This is a genomic window from Actinomadura sp. 6N118, from assembly GCF_044326415.1.
Classification (GTDB): Bacteria; Actinomycetota; Actinomycetes; order Streptosporangiales; family Streptosporangiaceae; genus Spirillospora.
Map to the genome: position 1 here is coordinate 321,047 of NZ_JBIRAZ010000002.1, position 14,910 is coordinate 335,956.

Genomic DNA, 14,910 nt, shown 5'->3' on the forward strand with positions numbered 1-14,910 from the left:
GAGTAACCCCCCAGGGGGTATCCTACCCGCTCAGACCGGCGGTGGGACGTTCCACGAGGTGATGACCGGGCGGCCGTGCTCGGTGCCGAGCGCGGAGACCGTGCCGGTGTCCAGCGCGAACAGCCGTCCCTTGGCGGGCTCCAGCTCCAGCCAGCGCGCGGTGAGGACGCGCAGCACGTGCCCGTGCGCGACCAGGGCCACGTCGCCGTCTCCCAGCAGCGGCCGGACGCGCGCCAGCACCGCGTCGGCGCGTTTGCCGACCTGCTCGACGGTCTCGCCCGGATGGCCGGCGTCGCCGGGGATCACCCCGTCGTCCCAGAGGTACCAGCCCGGCCGCTCTTCGCGGATCGCGGCGCTGGTGATGCCCTCGTAGCCGCCGTAGTCCCACTCCCAGAGATCGGAATCGACGTCGTTCACCGTCAGCCCGGCGAGCCCGGCCGTCCGCACGGCGCGTTCAGCCGGACTGGCGACGACGCGGACGAGATGCCGCGCCGCGACCAGCGGTGCCACCGCGCGGGCCTGATCCTCACCGCGCGCGGTGAGCGGGAGGTCGGTCCGGCCTGTGTGGCGCCGGTCCCGGCTCCACTCGGTCTCGCCGTGCCGCAGGATGATCAGTTCCCCCATGCGGGCCACTGTACGGCGGTCAAGCGGGGGCTTCAGAAGCAGCGGGGGCTTCGGAAACAGAGAGGACTTCGGAGACAGGTGTGAACGGGAGGCCGTGCGCCTCGGCGACATGGTCGTAGGTCAGGCGGCCGTTGTGGGTGTTGAGGCCGAGCGCCAGCGCGGGGTCGGCGCGGAGTGCGTCCTGCCAGCCCTTGTCGGCGATCGCCACGGCGTACGGGAGCGTGACGTTGGTCAGCGCGTACGTCGAGGTGTTGGGCACCGAGCCCGGCATGTTGGCCACGCAGTAGAACACCGACTCGTGCACCTTGTAGGTGGGGTCGGCGTGCGTGGTGGGCCGGGAGTCCTCGAAGCAGCCGCCCTGGTCGATCGCGATGTCGACGAGCACCGAGCCGGGCTTCATGTGCGCGACCAGCGTGTTGGAGATCAGCGTCGGGGCCTTCGCGCCCGGGATCAGCACGGCGCCGATCACCAGGTCGGCGGCGCGGGCCTCCTGCTCGACGGTGTAGGCGTTCGACACCAGGGTCTTGAGGCGGCCCTGGTAGATCGCGTCGATGTGGCGGAGCCGGTCGACGTTGACGTCCAGGATCGTGACGTCAGCGCCCATCCCGACGGCGATCTGGGCGGCGTTGAGACCAGAGACCCCGCCTCCGATGACGACGACCTTGGCCGGGGCGACACCCGGCACGCCGCCCGGCAGCACACCGCGGCCGCCGTTGAAGCGCATCAGGTTGTAGGCACCCACCTGCGGGGCGAGCCGCCCGGCCACCTCGGACATGGGGGCCAGGAGGGGAAGCGAGCGGTTGGGCAGCTGGACCGTCTCGTAGGCGATGGCGGTCACCCCGGACTCGAGCAGCGCGTCGGTGCACTCCCGCGAGGCGGCGAGGTGGAGGTAGGTGAAGAGGGTCTGGCCGCGGCGCATCCGGTGGAACTCGTCGGCGATGGGCTCCTTGACCTTGAGGACCAGCTCGCCCTCGGCCCAGACCTCGTCCGGCCCGTCCAGGATCTTGGCCCCGGCCGCGGCGAAGTCCTCGTCCGGGATCTGGGAGCCCAGGCCCGCCCCACGCTCGACGAACACGTCATGCCCGTGACGGGTGAGCTCGTGCACTCCCGCCGGGGTGATGGCCACCCGGTATTCGTGGTTCTTGATCTCGCGCGGAACGCCGACCTTCACAATGTCCTCCGACGACGGTGCCCTTGATCATCGTTGACCAGGGAAGGGACCAGGATGCACGCCTGCATGTACGCCTGCCCTGCACGTACGCCTACAGCGTGCGGTGTGGCGGCCTGCTCCTGCCATCTTCAACGTGTATAGGCATTCCCCGCATTCCTAACAAGATGTAAAGCCCCGCAGATCAATCGTGCGGGCCTCGCGGCGGCAGCCATTCGTCGGCGATGGCGACGGTGAGCTGTTCGAGCAGCGGGCCCGCCTGGCGCTTGCACCGATCGCTGTCCGGCTCGATGTCAGTGAGCACGTAGGCGGCCTGGATACGGGCCCGCCGGAGCTGCTCACCGGTCAGCCCGCGCCGTCCGGCCACGGCCACCACCGGCACGTCGGCGCGCGCCCCGGCCCTGGCCACCCCGACCGACGGCCTGCCGCGCAGCGTCTGGACGTCGAGCGTCCCCTCACCGGTGACGACCAGCCGCGCGCCACGGGCTTTCTCGGCGAACCCCAGCAGGTCGAGCAGCAGGGCGATGCCCGGTTCGAACCGGGCGCCGAGGAACGCGAGGGCAGCGAACCCGACGCCCCCGGCCGCGCCCGCGCCGGGCCGGTCACGGGTGGGTCTGCGGGACGCCGCCTCGGCCAGATCGGCCCAGCGGCGCAGGCCCGCGTCGAGAATCCGTACCTCGTCCCGGCTCGCCCCTTTACGGGGGCCGGAGGCGGCAGCGCCGTTGCGCCCGAGGAGCGGGTCGACGGCGTCGCCCGCGAGGACGATCGAGACGCCGGACAGGTCGGGCATCGCGCGAAGATCCAGGGCGTGCAGTGAACGAAGCGCGGCCCCGCCCGGCGGGAGGTCCTTGCCCGTGGCGTCCAGGAGCCGGCCGCCGAGGCCCTGGACGAGGCCCGCGCCGCCGTCCGTGCACGCGCCGCCGCCGAGGCCCAGCACGATGCGCCGCGCCCCCAGGCGCAGCGCGTGCGCCACCATCTGCCCGGTGCCCAGGCTGGTCGCGGTGAGCGGCTGCGGCTTGCCGTTGGGCAGCCGCCGCAACCCGGAGGCCTGGGCCAGCTCGACCACCGCGGTGTGGCCGTCGAGCGCCAGGGAGGCGGTCACGGGACGGCCGGTGGGCCCGCACACTTCGACCTCGACGCGCCGGTAGCCCGCCACGACGGCGGCCTCGGCGGTGCCGTCCCCGCCGTCGGCGACCGGCAGCTCGACCACGGGCACCGCGGGCCGGGCGCGGCGCAGCCCGATGGCGAGGTGGCGGGCCACCTCGGGCGCGGTGAGCGTCCCCGCGAACCTGTCCGGCGCGAGCAGTACGTGACCGCGCGGGGGCGGATCGGGGGGATTGTCCGCGGACACCAACTGCCAGCCTTTCACGCAGGGGGGTAAGGCCCTACCTTCTGCTTACGCCATGACGGCACTATTTGACACCCAGAACTTCATCGGCGACGTTCAAATCGGAGTACGCAGGTTCAAATTGGAGTACATGAGGAACCGGATCCCCAGCTCTTGACTCCCGTCCCGGCCGCGGCTCATGATCATCTGGTGGAGTACGTCGCGTTCGGGGCCCGTGGCCTGATCTGCCTGATCTTCGTCGTCTCGGCCTTCGGCAAGGTGCGCGGTCGCGCGGCGTTCGCCGAGTTCACCCGGACGACCCGCATCCTGCTCGGCGCGGCCCTGCGCCGCCGCGAGGTGAGCCGGCCGGCCGCGACCTGGACCGGGCGCGTGGTCGTCGCCACGGAGGCCGCGGCCGCGCTGCTGGTCCTGTTCCCGGTCACGGCCGCCGCCGGGCTGGGGGTCGCGGCATTGTTGCTCGGCGCGTTCAGTGTGGCCATGGTGACCGCGTTGCGCGCCGGGGTGAGCACCTCGTGCCGGTGCTTCGGCGCGAGCACGGCCCCCATCGGCTGGCGGCACGTCGTGCGCAACGTGCTGCTGATCTGCGCGGCGGTGGCTGGTCTGGTCGCAGCGTCAGCCGCGGGCTCGCCACCGCTTGCCGGAATGGTGATAACGGCCGGCGCGGTGGCCGTGGTCGCGCTGCTCGTGATCCGCCTGGACGACCTGTACGAGCTCTTCGTGGCTCCGAACGCCCGCTGAGGCGCCGCCCTCGTTCAGAGATCAGCTGCCGCGGTACGTGGAGTAGCCGTAGGGGCTGACCAGCAAGGGCACGTGCTGGCGCGTTCCGCTGTCGGACACCGCGAAGATGACGCACACCTCGGGATAGAAGGTCGCGACGCCGAGTCCCGTGAAGTACGGGCCGGTACCGAATCTCAGGCGATACGTCCCTGTCTGCGGCGAGTCTTTGAGGGCCGTCCAGCGGCCGTCGTCATCGGTCACACCATCCGCGACGGGCTGCCAGGTATCCCCGTCGTAGTGGTCGAGTCGGACCGGAACCGCGGCGGCAGGGCGCCCGCGGTGGGTGTCGAGGACGTGAGTGGACAGACTCATGCGTCCAAGTACAGCAGGCACCCCTTCTGTACTGGGAGGGGACGCCCTGTATAGCCTGCCGGGGTGCGAATGCGAGAGCTGCGAGAGCTGGTCGGGGAAGTCGACTCGTACGCGCTGCTCTTGGCGTCCGTGCCGGAGCGGGTGCGCTGGTCGTTCCGGGACCGCCTGCTGGGGCCGCTGGAGGAGTACGACTCCGACAAGCGAGCCGATCTCGTGCACACGCTGGAGATGTTCCTGGCCTGCTCGGGCTCCTGGAGCCGCACCGCGACGCGGCTGCATGTCCATGTGAACACGCTTCGGTACCGGATCCGCCGAATCGAGGAACTTACCGGGCGGGATCTCGGCACACTGGAAGATCGAGTCGATTTCTTCCTCGCCCTGCGCGCGACGCAGCGGTGAGTACGTGGTAGACGGGTGGTCACACGATGGATCGCGAGACACTGGGGCAGCGCATACGGGCGCTCCGTATCCGGCAGGGCGTCAGCCAGGCTCAGCTGGCCTTCCCGGAGCTCTCCGACAGCTACATCTCGCTGATCGAGAGCGACAAGCGGGTGCCCGCACCGAGTGTCATCGAGCTGCTCGCCACCAAGCTGAGCTGCTCACCGACGTACCTGGTCAGCGGTGTCAGCGAGGACGTCGTCGACGAGCTCAGGGTGACGCTCGACTACGCCGAGATCGCCCTGCAGAACGGCGCGGCCGCCGAGGCGCGGGCGCGCTTCGCCGAGGTCCTGGCCAACGCCGACGCGGTCGCGCTGCCGGAGATGTTGCACCAGGCACGCTGGGGCCACGCCCTGGCGCTGGAGGCGGCGGGCGAGCTGGAGGAGGCGATCGCCGGGTTGCGCGCGCTGACCGCCGAGGCCTCCGCCGACGCCGATCTCGACCACTGGTCCAAGGTGCACGTCGCGCTCAGCCGGTGCCTGCGTGAACGCGGCGACATCAGTGCCAGCGTGCAGGTCGCCGAGGAGGCGCTGCGGCACCTCATCGCGATCGGCGCCGACTCGACCGACGCGGCCGTGCACCTGGGCGCCGGGCTGCTCGCCGCGTTCATCGAACGCGGTGACCTGGTGCGCGCCCGCCAGCTCGCCGGGCAGCTGATCGAACGTTCCGAGCGGATCGGCAGCCCGCGCGCCCGCATGGCCGCCTACTGGGAGGCCGCCTACGTCGCCGAGGTGCGCGGCGAGTACGAGGAGGGCGTCGCCCTCGCCGAGCGCGCGCTCGTGCTGGCGGGCGAGGAGCCCGAGGGCGGGTTGAGCGCAGACCCGCGCAACCTGCACCGGCTCCGGATCGCCTACGCGGGGCTGCTGCTGCGGGCCAGGCCCGACCAGGCGAGCCGCGCCCACGACCTGCTGACCCGGGTGCGCGGCGAGATCAACGCCAGCGCCGCCGGGGAGATCGACGTCGCCTGGTGCCTGACCGAGCTGGCCCGCGCCGAGATCGCGCTCGGCCGTCCCGCCGAGGCGGCCGAGCTGGCCGAGCAGGCGCTCGACCTCCTCGGCGACGCCCCGCGCCGCGCCACCGCCTGGGCCCTCACCGTCCTGGGCGAGGCGTGCGTGCGCCTCGGCCGCCGCGACCGCGCCATCGACGTGCTCACCCGCGCCGCGACCCATCTGGAGGAGATGGAGTCCTCCCGGGAGGCCGCCCAGGCCTGGTTCGACCTCGCTGAGCTTCTCGCCGAGACGGGCGCCCCGCCGGAGCCCCGGATGGCCGCCTACCGCCGCGCCCTCACCTGCGCGGGCGTCTAGGGCGTGCTCACCTGCGCGGGCGTCTAGGGGTCGGGCGTCCAGGGGCATGGCGCCGGCTTTGAGGAACGCACCAGGGGCTTGACCAAGCGATCGCTTGGGTGACACGCTCGCCGGGTGGCGATCGTGACCTTCGCGGATCTGGTGCTGGCGCGCGCCGACGACGACCATGTCGGGCTGCGCTTCGAGGACGAGTCGTTCACCTGGGCCGAGGTCGTGACCGCGGCCCGGCGCCGCGCCGGGCTGCTGTCACCCGGCACGCACGTGGGCGTCCTGCTGGAGAACGTGCCGGAGTACGTCTTCTGGATCGGCGCGGCGACCCTCGCAGGGGCCACGGTCGTGGGCATCAACCCCACCCGGCGCGGTCAAGAGCTCGCGACCGACATCCGTCACACCGACTGTGACCTCATCGTCACCGACACCGTTCACGCCGAGCTTCTCAAAGGTCTGGACACCGGCGCCAAAAGCCTGCTCCTGATCGATACTCCGGCATACCGGAACGCCCTGCCGCCCCCCGCCCAGCCGGTCCCGGCCGACCCCCGGGACCGGCTGCTGCTCCTCTTCACCTCCGGCTCCACCGGAGCGCCCAAGGCGGTGGCCTGCGGTCAGGGCAGGCTCGCCGCAATCGCGGTGATGTCCGCGAGGATGGGCATCACCCGCGACTCCGTCACCTACGTCGCGATGCCGCTCTTCCACGGCAACGCGGTCATGGCCAACTTCGCGATGGCCGTGCACGCGGGGGCCACCGTGGCGCTGCGCCGGAAGTTCTCCGCCTCCGGATTTCTCCCCGACGTGCGGAAGTTCGGCGTCACGTACTTCAACTACGTCGGCCGTGCCCTCGCGTACATCCTGGCCACCCCGGAGCAACCCTCCGACGCCGACAACACCCTCCAAGCCTGTTTTGGCACCGAAGCCTCCGCCCAGGACATGGCCCGTTTCAGCACCCGCTTCGCCTGCCACATCATCGAGGGTTATGGCTCCAGCGAGGGCGCCATCTCCATGCAGAAGACGCCCGAGACACCCCCGGACGCACTCGGGCTGCCCCAACCGGGCATCGAGGTGGCCATCCTCGATCCCGAGACCGGCGCCGAGTGCCCCCGTGCCCGCTTCGACGACCACAACGGGCTCCTCAACACCGACGCCATCGGCGAGATCGTCGGCCTGAACGTCGCGTCGGCGTTCGAGGGCTACTACAAGAACCCCGAGGCGGACGCCGAACGGGTCCGGGACGGCAAGTACTGGAGCGGCGACCTCGGCTATCGCGACGAGAAGGGCTTCTTCTACTTCGCCGGACGCGGTGCCGACCGGCTCCGGGTGGACAGCGAGAACTTCGCGGCCGCCCCGGTCGAACGCATCCTCTCCCGCTGGCCCGCCGTCGTCATGTGCGCCGTCTACCCCGTGCCGGACCCGCGCACGGGCGACCAGGTCATGGCCGCCCTCGAACTCAACACCCCGTTCGACGCCGAGGCCTTCGCCGCCTTCCTGGCGGCCCAGCCCGATCTGGGCACCAAATGGGCCCCGCGGTTCGTCCGCGTCGTCGGCTCCATGCCGCTCACCGCCACCGGCAAGGTCGACAAGCGTCCCCTCCGCCGCGACCGATGGGAGGCCGCCGACCCCATCTGGCACCGTCCCGGCCGCGCCCTGGCCTACGAGCCCCTCGACTCGGCCCGCGCCAAGGCCCTCCGCGCCGAGTTCGAGTCCCACGGCCGCACCCACATCCTGAGCACCCTGTAACCGGCCTGTTCTCGCCCCGCGGCGCACCCATGGCGGAGTCTCAGTAGGGTGTGGGTGGCTTCAATCCCTTACTGGAGAATGTCGGCCTCCTATGATCACCACACTCCGCGTGCGGGCCTGGCGCGCCGGTCTCGTCATCGCACTGCTCCTCTTCTTCGGCGGGGTCTTCGCCACGCCTGCGCTGGCGCATACCCGGCTGATCAGCAGCACGCCGGGGAAGGGCGCCACGGCCGCCGGGGTGAGCCAGGTCGAACTGGTCTTCAGCGACACGATCAGAATGGCGAAGGTGCTGGTCAAGGACGGTAAGGGCAAGGAGTTCCAGTCCGGGGAGGCCACGCGGTCCGGGCCCAAGGTCACGCAGAAGCTGAACGGTGCTCTCCCGGCCGGGGACTACACCGTGGCGTACGCGGTGGTGGGTGAGGACGGGCACCGGATCGGGAAGGACGACCTCACGTTCACCGCGACGGAGGGCGAGCAGCTCACCGGGGCCCAGCAGGGCGGCGACACGTCCGAGACCGCCATGCCGACCACCGCGCAGGCCATGACCGACCCACCGACGTTCAAGGCGGAGAAGACGGAGAAGACGGAGAAGGCCGCGAAGGAGTCCAACTCCGGCGGGGCCACGTGGATCATGATCGTGATCGGGGTGCTGATCGGCATCGGCATCGGGGTCGGCATCGTGTTCCGGGCCAAGAGCAAGCACGGGGCGGGCGGTGAATAAGGGCACGCTGGGCATCCTGCGGGTCGCCGTGGTCGCCTTCGCGGCGGCGGTCGGCACGCTGGTCGCCGGGCTGGTGCTCGGCGGGGCGGTGGCGGAGAAGATCATCCCGGGGCTGGGCGACGCCGGCGTGGTCACGCGCTGGGGGTTGCCGGTCTCCCGCCTGCTGATGAACCTGTGCGCCGCCGTGACGGTGGGCGCGCTGCTGGCGGCCGCCGTGTTGTTGCCGATCAGCGGCGGGCGGGTGGCGACGCTCTCTGACGACGCCGTGGGCTATCTGCGGGCCGGCTCGTGGGTCGCCGCCGCGTGGGCCACGGCGGCCGCCGGAACGCTGATCTTCACGGTCGCCGACGTCCTCGGCGAGCCGGTGGGCCAGGTCGTCACCGGGAGCGAGCTCAGCAGCTATGTGGGCCAGCTTCCGCAGGGCACCGCGCTGATGCTGGTGGTGCTCCTCGCGGTCGTCGTCGCGTTGCTGGCCCGGACCGCGGCCACGCCCGGCGCGGCGTTCGGGCTGCTCGTCATGGCGATGGTCGCCTTGTTGCCGCCGCCGTTGACGGGGCACGCGGCCTCGGCGGCCAACCACTCGGTGGCCGTCACGGGGGTCGCGCTGCACGTCGCGGCCGTGGTGCCGTGGGTCGGCGGGCTCGGGGTGCTGGTCGTGCACGCGCTGACCAAGCGCGACAAGCTGGACATCATGGCCGACCGGTTCAGCCGGATGGCCCTGTGGTGTTACATCACCGTCGGCGCCAGCGGGCTGGTGAACGTGATCGCCCGGCTGCCCGACCCGGCGGAGCTGCTGAGCACCGACTACGGGCGGCTGGCGCTCGGCAAGATCGCCTTCTTCGTGGTGCTCGGCTGGTTCGGCTGGTGGCACCGGGAGCGCACGCTCCCCGCCGTGGCCGAGCGCAGACCGCTGGCGTTCACCCGGCTCGCCGGCGTCGAGGCCGTGGTGATGGCCGCGACGATGGGGCTCGCGGTGGCGCTGGCGCGCACCGCGCCGCCCGCGCCGGAGACCGAGGAGTCCCGGATCAAGGCCCTCACCGGGTACGAGATGCCACCCGAGATCACGCCGGGGCGGCTGGCGTCCATGTGGACGTTCGACTTCTTCTTCGCCGTGCTCGTGGTCGTGCTGGGCGGGCTGTACCTGGCCGGCGTGATCCGGCTGCGGCGGCGCGGCGACGCCTGGCCGGTGGGGCGGACCGTCTCCTGGTTCATCGGGCTGCTGACCATCGTGGCGGTCACCGAGACCGGCGTTGGGCGCTACGCGCAGGTGCTGTTCAGCGTGCACATGGTCCAGCACATGGTGCTGTCGATGTTGTCGCCGATCTTCCTGGTCATGGGCGCGCCGGTGACGCTGGCGCTGCGCGCGTTCAAGCCCGCGAAGGTCCGGGGCGACCGCGGGCCGCGCGAGTGGCTGACCGTCGCCCTGCACAGCAGGGTCACCGCGGTCGTCGCGCATCCGGCCGTGGCCACGGTGATCTTCGTGGCGAGCACGTTCACGCTGTATTTCACGTCGCTGTTCGAGGGCGCGATGCGCAACCACCTCGGGCACATCGCGATGAGCATCCACTTCCTGCTCTCGGGGACGCTGTTCTTCTGGGTGCTGATCGGCGTCGACCCCGCGCCCAAGAAGCTGCCCTACCCGGGCCGCATCCTGCTGCTGTTCGTGACGATGCCGTTCCACGCGTTCTTCGGCCTCGCGCTGATGAACCTCGGGCAGCCGCTCGCCCAGGCCTGGTACACCGCCGTGAACCCGCCCTGGGGTACGTCGGTCATCAAGGACCAGCACACCGGCGGCGCCATCGCCTGGGGCTTCGGCGAGATACCCACGTTCATCGTGCTGGTCGTGCTGGCGTTCCAGTGGTACTTCGACGACCAGCGGCAGGCCAAGCGGCTGGACCGCAAGGCCGACCGGGCCGCCGCCGCGGAGGCACAGCAGGAGGACGACGAGCTGGCGGCCTACAACGCGCGGCTGGCCAAGCTCGCAGAGAAGGACGACCAGAGCCGCAAGGCCTGACCTCACCCGTACGGGGGAACCACGGGGGACACTGTGCCGGACCTGCGGGGGAGTACCAGTTCCGGGTGATCTGTAAGGATCGTGGTGTGTCCATGGTTCTGCGCCGCGTCACCGACAAGACCACCTGGCGGCGGTGGTCGTATCTCGTCGTGGGTGGCGCGTTGCTCATGCCCTACTGGTTCCTCGGCATGCTGCTCGTGGGGTTCGTCCCGTTCGTGCCCGACGACTGGGTCGCCGGCGTGGTGGTGCTCATCGTGCCGATCTTCGCTGCCTTCGTCACCGGGCTGGTCCCGACCGTGCGCCCGCTGGAGAGCGTGGCGGCCAGGGAACTGCTCCGCGGCGCGAGCAGCGAGCTGAACGCGAGGCCGCCGGACACCTGGGAGTCCCGGGTGCGCGCTGGTGCGTGGTTCAGCCTGCACCTGCACGCCGGCGTGGTGATCGCCGCGATGAGCCTGGCGATCCCGCCGTTCGCACTCGCGCTGCTCTTCTTCCCGTTCCTCGGCGGCAAGTACACGGCCGACAAGGAGTCGCCCCTGCACGACTGGAAGCACAGTTCGTGGGAGTGGCTCGGCCCCCCTGCCGGGCTGCTGATGGTGTTCGTGCTCCTCGCGCTCATCATCGCGGCGGGGGAGACCCTGAGCCGGCTCGCCCCGGTCTTCCTCGGCCCGACGCCGTCCGAGCGGCTGGCCGAGCTGGAGACCAAGGCCGTGAAGCTGGCCGAACGCAACCGGCTGGCGCGCGAGCTCCACGACTCGGTGGGGCACGCGCTCAGCGTGGTCACCCTGCAGGCCGGGGCGGCCGGGCGGGTGCTCGACACCGACCCCGCGTTCGCCCGTGAGGCGCTCAGCGCGATCGAGGAGTCGGCGCGGTCCGCGCTGGAGGACCTCGACCACGTGCTGGGCCTGCTGCGCGAGGACGCCTCGCCACGTACCGCCCCGCAAGCCACCCTCAAGGACGTGGACCGCCTGCTGGAGCAGACCCGGATCGCGGGCGTGAAACTCGACGCCGAAGTGGACGAGGGCATCGAGCACGTGCCTCCCGCGGTGTCGCGCGAGGTCTACCGGATCGTCCAGGAGGCCCTGACCAACGCGCTGCGTCACGCAGGCAAGGTGCCGGTGCGGCTGCGCATCACGATCGGCGACGACCGGCTGGAGGTCGAGGTGAGCAATCCGCTGGACGGCGCGTCCGCCGGCCACCACAGCGGCGGCCGTGGTCTGGACGGCATCCGCGAACGGGTGACCGTGCTGCGCGGCCACGTGACCGCGGGCCCGGACGACGGCCAGTGGCGCGTCGCGGTGTCGCTGCCCCTAAGGTCGGGATCATGAGGCTGCAAGCGCAGCTTGTCCTTTGAAGGTGGAGGGTGGGGGCTGGAGGATGGTCCGAGTGCTTCTGGTGGACGACGAGCGGCTCATCCGCGCCGGTCTGGCCGCCATCATCAACGCCGAGCCCGACCTCACCGTGGTGGGCGAGGCAGCCGATGGCGCCGACGTGCCCGCCGAGGTGAAGCGGCTGGACCCCGACGTGATCCTGATGGACGTGCGGATGCCCAAGCTGGACGGCATCCAGGCGACCCGGCGCATCATGGAGAGCTCGGCCACGCCGCCCCGGGTCATCGTCGTCACGACGTTCGAGAACGACGAGTACGTCTACGACGCGCTCAAGGCCGGTGCCAGCGGGTTCCTGCTCAAGCGGACGCGGCCCGAGGAGATCCTCCAGGCCATCCGCATGGTGGCGCACGGCGACACGTTGTTGTTCCCGGCCGCGATCCGGTCGCTGGCCGCCACACACGGCAGCGGCGCGGGGAGCGGGGGCGGCGTGCGCTGGCACACCCAGCTCACCGAACGCGAGGCCGACGTGCTGCGGCTGATGGCCAAGGGGCACTCGAACGCCGAGATCGCCACGGAGCTGTTCGTCAGCCCGCAGACGGTCAAGACCCACGTCGGCAACGTGCTGGGCAAGCTCCAGGCCCGGGACCGGACCCAGGCCGTGATCTTCGCGTACGAGACGGGCTTCATCACACCGGGCTGATCCGGAAGTATGAACGGCATGAGGGACTTCCGATTCGGCTTCAACGTCGTCGACGTGCGGTCGCGGGCGGACTTCGTCGAGCGCTGCCGCCGCGCGGAGGGATTCGGCTATGACGTCGCGCTCGCCGCCGACCACCTGGGCACTGCGGCGCCGTTCACCACGATGGTCGCGGCGGCGGACGCCACCGACCGGATGCGGGTCGGCACGCTCGTGCTGAACGTGCCGTTCTGGAATCCGCATCTGCTCGCCCGGGAGATCGCGACCGCCGACCGGCTCACCGGCGGGCGGGTCGAGATCGGCCTCGGCGCGGGTCACATGAAGTGGGAGTTCGACGAGGCGGGCATCGCCTGGCAGCCGTTCGGCGCCCGGGTGGACCGGCTGGCCGAGATGATCGAGGAACTGCGCCGCCTCTTCGCCCGGCCCGGCTTCGAGCAGCAGAGGGCGGTGAAAAAGGCGTTCGGGCTGGCCGATCTCGCCCCGGAGCAGCGGACCGGGTTCGGCGGGTCGGGCCCGCCATTGCTCATCGGCGGGACGGGCGACACCGTCCTCGAGCTGGCCGCCGACCACGCCGACATCGTCGGCGTCGCCGGGACCTACCAGGCCAAGGGCGAGCCGCCGGGGACGTTCCTGCTGGGCACCGCCGAGCAGGCCGACGAGCGGGTGCGTTTCGTCCGAGAGCACGCGGGCGGACGCGTGGACGCCCTCGAATGGAACCTGCTCGTCCAGTTCGTGGTGGTCACGGACGACCGCCGGGCCGTGGCGGAGGAGATGGGCGTTCAGAAGCTGCCCTACCTCACAGCCGACGAGATCCTGGAGACGCCCTACCTGCTCATCGGCACCGAAGAGCAGATGGCCGAGCAACTGCGGGAGCGGCGGGAGCGGTACGGCTTCTCGTACGTCACCGTGCACGGGTCGTTCATGGACACCTTCGGCCCAGTGATCGAACGGCTCAGGTGACCGCCCGGCGGTGGTCGTGATCTTGGTTCTGGCTTAACCGGCCGGATCCTCAAGCCCCGCTTACGCCTCGTTTACCAGGGACTAGTTACAAATGAGACGAGAGGGAGTTGCCCAACGATCGGGGGATCATGGACGCCGCTACTCTGTCCGAACTGCGCAAACCGCGGACCTTCCCGGCGGTGTCGGTGATGATGCCGACCAACCGCCGGGCGCCGGACAACCGGCAGGACCCGATCCGGTTGCGCAACCTCCTGGCCGAGGTGCGCCGCCGCCTGCGCGAGGACACCCGGGTCAACCCGGCCGCCGTGGACGAGGTCGTGCGCGGCCTGGAGCAGGCGGCCGGCGAGGTGGATCTGCGGCACGCCGAGGACAGCCTGGTGCTGTTCGCGGCGCCGGGTGGCGAGCATCATGCCTTCACGATCGATCAGCCCGTGGACGAACGCGTGATCGTCGACACCACGTTCGCCACCCGTGACCTCGTCGCCGCCTACACCCGCACCATGCGTTACTGGCTGCTGTCGATCTCCGACCAGCAGACGCAGCTGTGGGACGGCCAGGGCGACGAGCTCACCGAGGTCACGCAGCACGGGTTCCCGATCACTCCCGTGCAGGAGGAGGAACGCACCGCCCGGCATTCGCCGCGTCCCGCCCGGCACGGCGACGAGCACCACCGGCAGCTGATCCGCGAGGTCGTCGGGGCGCTCGAGGACGTGCTGGCCCACGACCGGCGGCCCGTCATCGTCGCCGGGGTCACCCGCCACCAGGCGTTCTTCGACGAGCTCGCCGGCCCCGGCATCACCGTCGCGGGCCGCGTCGACGGCAGCCACGCGGGCGCCTCGCCCGGCCGGCTCGCCGAGCTGGCCCGGCCGGCCCTGCACGCCTACGAGGACTTCCGCGAGGTCGGGGTGCTCAGCGAGCTGGAGGCGGCGCGCAGCCTCCAGCGCTACGCCGCCGGGATCGCCGAGGTCCTGAGCCTGGTCGAGGAGGGCCGCGGCGAGCACCTGGTGGTCGAGCGCGGCTACTACGTCCCGGCGGTGCGGGCCAAGGGCGAGGTCGTCCCGGTGGAGGGGCCGCTCGGCGCCCTCAAGGGCGCCGACGTCGTCGACGACGTCGTGGACAACATCATCGAGACCGCCCTGGAATACGGCGGCGAGGTCACCTTCGTCTCCGACGGCTTCCTCATCGACCACGAACGCATCGCGCTCGTCACGCGCTTCTAGGGGCAGGATGGCGCCCGCCAGACGACCCAGGAGAGGCCCCACGACGCGCCTGGCGTGGCCGCCCATCCCGCCGGGCGGCCGGGCCAGGAGGCCGCCACGCTCGTCCCGGCGGGCCGATTGACGATCACTGTGCACACGTCCGGTGCGGGCCGGGCGATCCGTGGGTCGAGCCGCTCCAGCTGCGTCCACCAGACCGGATAGAGCAGGACGATCCGTATCACCCACAACGACGGCTCGATGGCCACGCGCCCGCCCGCCGACACTCTCG

General features: G+C 71.2%; 14 protein-coding genes and 1 pseudogene. 10 read left to right on the forward strand and 5 right to left on the reverse strand.

The window, feature by feature from the left end; all coding sequences use genetic code 11:
* Nucleotides 1–30: 30 nt before the first annotated feature.
* The 3 genes from ACH34W_RS05275 to ACH34W_RS05285 all read right to left on the reverse strand — a co-directional run bounded on the left by ACH34W_RS05275 (nucleotide 31) and on the right by ACH34W_RS05285 (nucleotide 3,146).
* Nucleotides 31–624 carry a histidine phosphatase family protein gene (locus ACH34W_RS05275; RefSeq protein ID WP_395959555.1) on the reverse strand — a complete coding sequence of 198 codons (594 nt, stop codon included), beginning with the start codon at nucleotides 622–624 and terminating at the stop codon, nucleotides 31–33.
* Nucleotides 625–643: 19 nt separating this feature from the next.
* Nucleotides 644–1,795 carry an alanine dehydrogenase gene (gene ald, locus ACH34W_RS05280; protein ID WP_395959556.1) on the reverse strand — a complete coding sequence of 384 codons (1,152 nt, stop codon included), beginning with the start codon at nucleotides 1,793–1,795 and terminating at the stop codon, nucleotides 644–646.
* Between the two features lie 181 nt (nucleotides 1,796–1,976).
* On the reverse strand, nucleotides 1,977–3,146 hold the full coding sequence (locus tag ACH34W_RS05285) for a glycerate kinase (protein WP_395960047.1): 1,170 nt from the start codon (nucleotides 3,144–3,146) through the stop codon (nucleotides 1,977–1,979).
* A 183-nt stretch (nucleotides 3,147–3,329) separates the two neighbouring features.
* Between ACH34W_RS05285 and ACH34W_RS05290 the strand changes: the two genes are divergently transcribed.
* Complete coding sequence (locus ACH34W_RS05290; RefSeq protein WP_395959557.1) at nucleotides 3,330–3,878, forward strand: MauE/DoxX family redox-associated membrane protein; 549 nt, start codon at nucleotides 3,330–3,332, stop codon at nucleotides 3,876–3,878.
* Between the two features lie 21 nt (nucleotides 3,879–3,899).
* Here the strand turns inward: ACH34W_RS05290 and uraH are convergent, their stop codons facing one another.
* Entirely contained in the window at nucleotides 3,900–4,229 is a 330-nt protein-coding gene (uraH, locus tag ACH34W_RS05295) for a hydroxyisourate hydrolase (RefSeq protein WP_395959558.1), read from the reverse strand.
* Nucleotides 4,230–4,325: 96 nt separating this feature from the next.
* Between uraH and ACH34W_RS05300 the strand changes: the two are divergent.
* The 9 genes and pseudogenes from ACH34W_RS05300 to ACH34W_RS05340 form a co-directional block, all read left to right on the forward strand.
* Nucleotides 4,326–4,628 (forward strand): annotated as a pseudogene (locus ACH34W_RS05300) (PucR family transcriptional regulator); the annotation flags it as partial.
* Nucleotides 4,629–4,654: 26 nt separating this feature from the next.
* Complete coding sequence (locus tag ACH34W_RS05305; protein ID WP_395959559.1) at nucleotides 4,655–5,971, forward strand: tetratricopeptide repeat protein; 1,317 nt, start codon at nucleotides 4,655–4,657, stop codon at nucleotides 5,969–5,971.
* A gap of 114 nt (nucleotides 5,972–6,085) precedes the next feature.
* Complete coding sequence (locus ACH34W_RS05310) at nucleotides 6,086–7,702, forward strand: AMP-binding protein (protein ID WP_395959560.1); 1,617 nt, start codon at nucleotides 6,086–6,088, stop codon at nucleotides 7,700–7,702.
* A gap of 91 nt (nucleotides 7,703–7,793) precedes the next feature.
* On the forward strand, nucleotides 7,794–8,423 hold the full coding sequence (locus ACH34W_RS05315) for a copper resistance protein CopC (RefSeq protein ID WP_395959561.1): 630 nt from the start codon (nucleotides 7,794–7,796) through the stop codon (nucleotides 8,421–8,423).
* On the forward strand, nucleotides 8,416–10,437 hold the full coding sequence (locus ACH34W_RS05320; RefSeq protein ID WP_395959562.1) for a cytochrome c oxidase assembly protein: 2,022 nt from the start codon (nucleotides 8,416–8,418) through the stop codon (nucleotides 10,435–10,437). The genes ACH34W_RS05315 and ACH34W_RS05320 overlap by 8 nt, the downstream gene beginning before the upstream one ends.
* A gap of 92 nt (nucleotides 10,438–10,529) precedes the next feature.
* Nucleotides 10,530–11,762: a sensor histidine kinase gene (locus ACH34W_RS05325; protein ID WP_395960048.1), complete on the forward strand. Its 1,233-nt coding sequence runs from the start codon at nucleotides 10,530–10,532 to the stop codon at nucleotides 11,760–11,762.
* 49 nt (nucleotides 11,763–11,811) lie between these two features.
* The gene (locus tag ACH34W_RS05330) at nucleotides 11,812–12,465 is read left to right on the forward strand and encodes a response regulator (protein WP_395959563.1); all 654 of its coding nucleotides are present in this window, start codon (nucleotides 11,812–11,814) and stop codon (nucleotides 12,463–12,465) included.
* Between the two features lie 18 nt (nucleotides 12,466–12,483).
* Entirely contained in the window at nucleotides 12,484–13,422 is a 939-nt protein-coding gene (locus ACH34W_RS05335; protein WP_395959564.1) for an LLM class F420-dependent oxidoreductase, read from the forward strand.
* A 128-nt stretch (nucleotides 13,423–13,550) separates the two neighbouring features.
* Complete coding sequence (locus ACH34W_RS05340; RefSeq protein WP_395959565.1) at nucleotides 13,551–14,642, forward strand: hypothetical protein; 1,092 nt, start codon at nucleotides 13,551–13,553, stop codon at nucleotides 14,640–14,642.
* On the opposite strand, the gene ACH34W_RS05345 is transcribed toward ACH34W_RS05340, so the two are convergent.
* On the reverse strand, nucleotides 14,639–14,887 hold the full coding sequence (locus ACH34W_RS05345) for a hypothetical protein (RefSeq protein ID WP_395959566.1): 249 nt from the start codon (nucleotides 14,885–14,887) through the stop codon (nucleotides 14,639–14,641). The genes ACH34W_RS05340 and ACH34W_RS05345 overlap by 4 nt on opposite strands.
* Between the last annotated feature and the right edge of the window lie 23 nt (nucleotides 14,888–14,910).

Excerpts from the sequence above, each read along its gene's own strand:
- ACH34W_RS05275 (WP_395959555.1), bottom strand. The coding sequence starts at position 624 with ATGGGGGAACTGATCATCCTGCGGCACGGCGAGACCGAGTGGAGCCGG.
- uraH (WP_395959558.1), bottom strand. The coding sequence starts at position 4,229 with ATGAGTCTGTCCACTCACGTCCTCGACACCCACCGCGGGCGCCCTGCC.
- ACH34W_RS05305 (WP_395959559.1), top strand. The coding sequence starts at position 4,655 with ATGGATCGCGAGACACTGGGGCAGCGCATACGGGCGCTCCGTATCCGG.
- ACH34W_RS05315 (WP_395959561.1), top strand. The coding sequence starts at position 7,794 with ATGATCACCACACTCCGCGTGCGGGCCTGGCGCGCCGGTCTCGTCATC.
- ACH34W_RS05325 (WP_395960048.1), top strand. The coding sequence starts at position 10,530 with ATGGTTCTGCGCCGCGTCACCGACAAGACCACCTGGCGGCGGTGGTCG.
- ACH34W_RS05330 (WP_395959563.1), top strand. The coding sequence starts at position 11,812 with ATGGTCCGAGTGCTTCTGGTGGACGACGAGCGGCTCATCCGCGCCGGT.
- ACH34W_RS05335 (WP_395959564.1), top strand. The coding sequence starts at position 12,484 with ATGAGGGACTTCCGATTCGGCTTCAACGTCGTCGACGTGCGGTCGCGG.
- ACH34W_RS05340 (WP_395959565.1), top strand. The coding sequence starts at position 13,551 with ATGGACGCCGCTACTCTGTCCGAACTGCGCAAACCGCGGACCTTCCCG.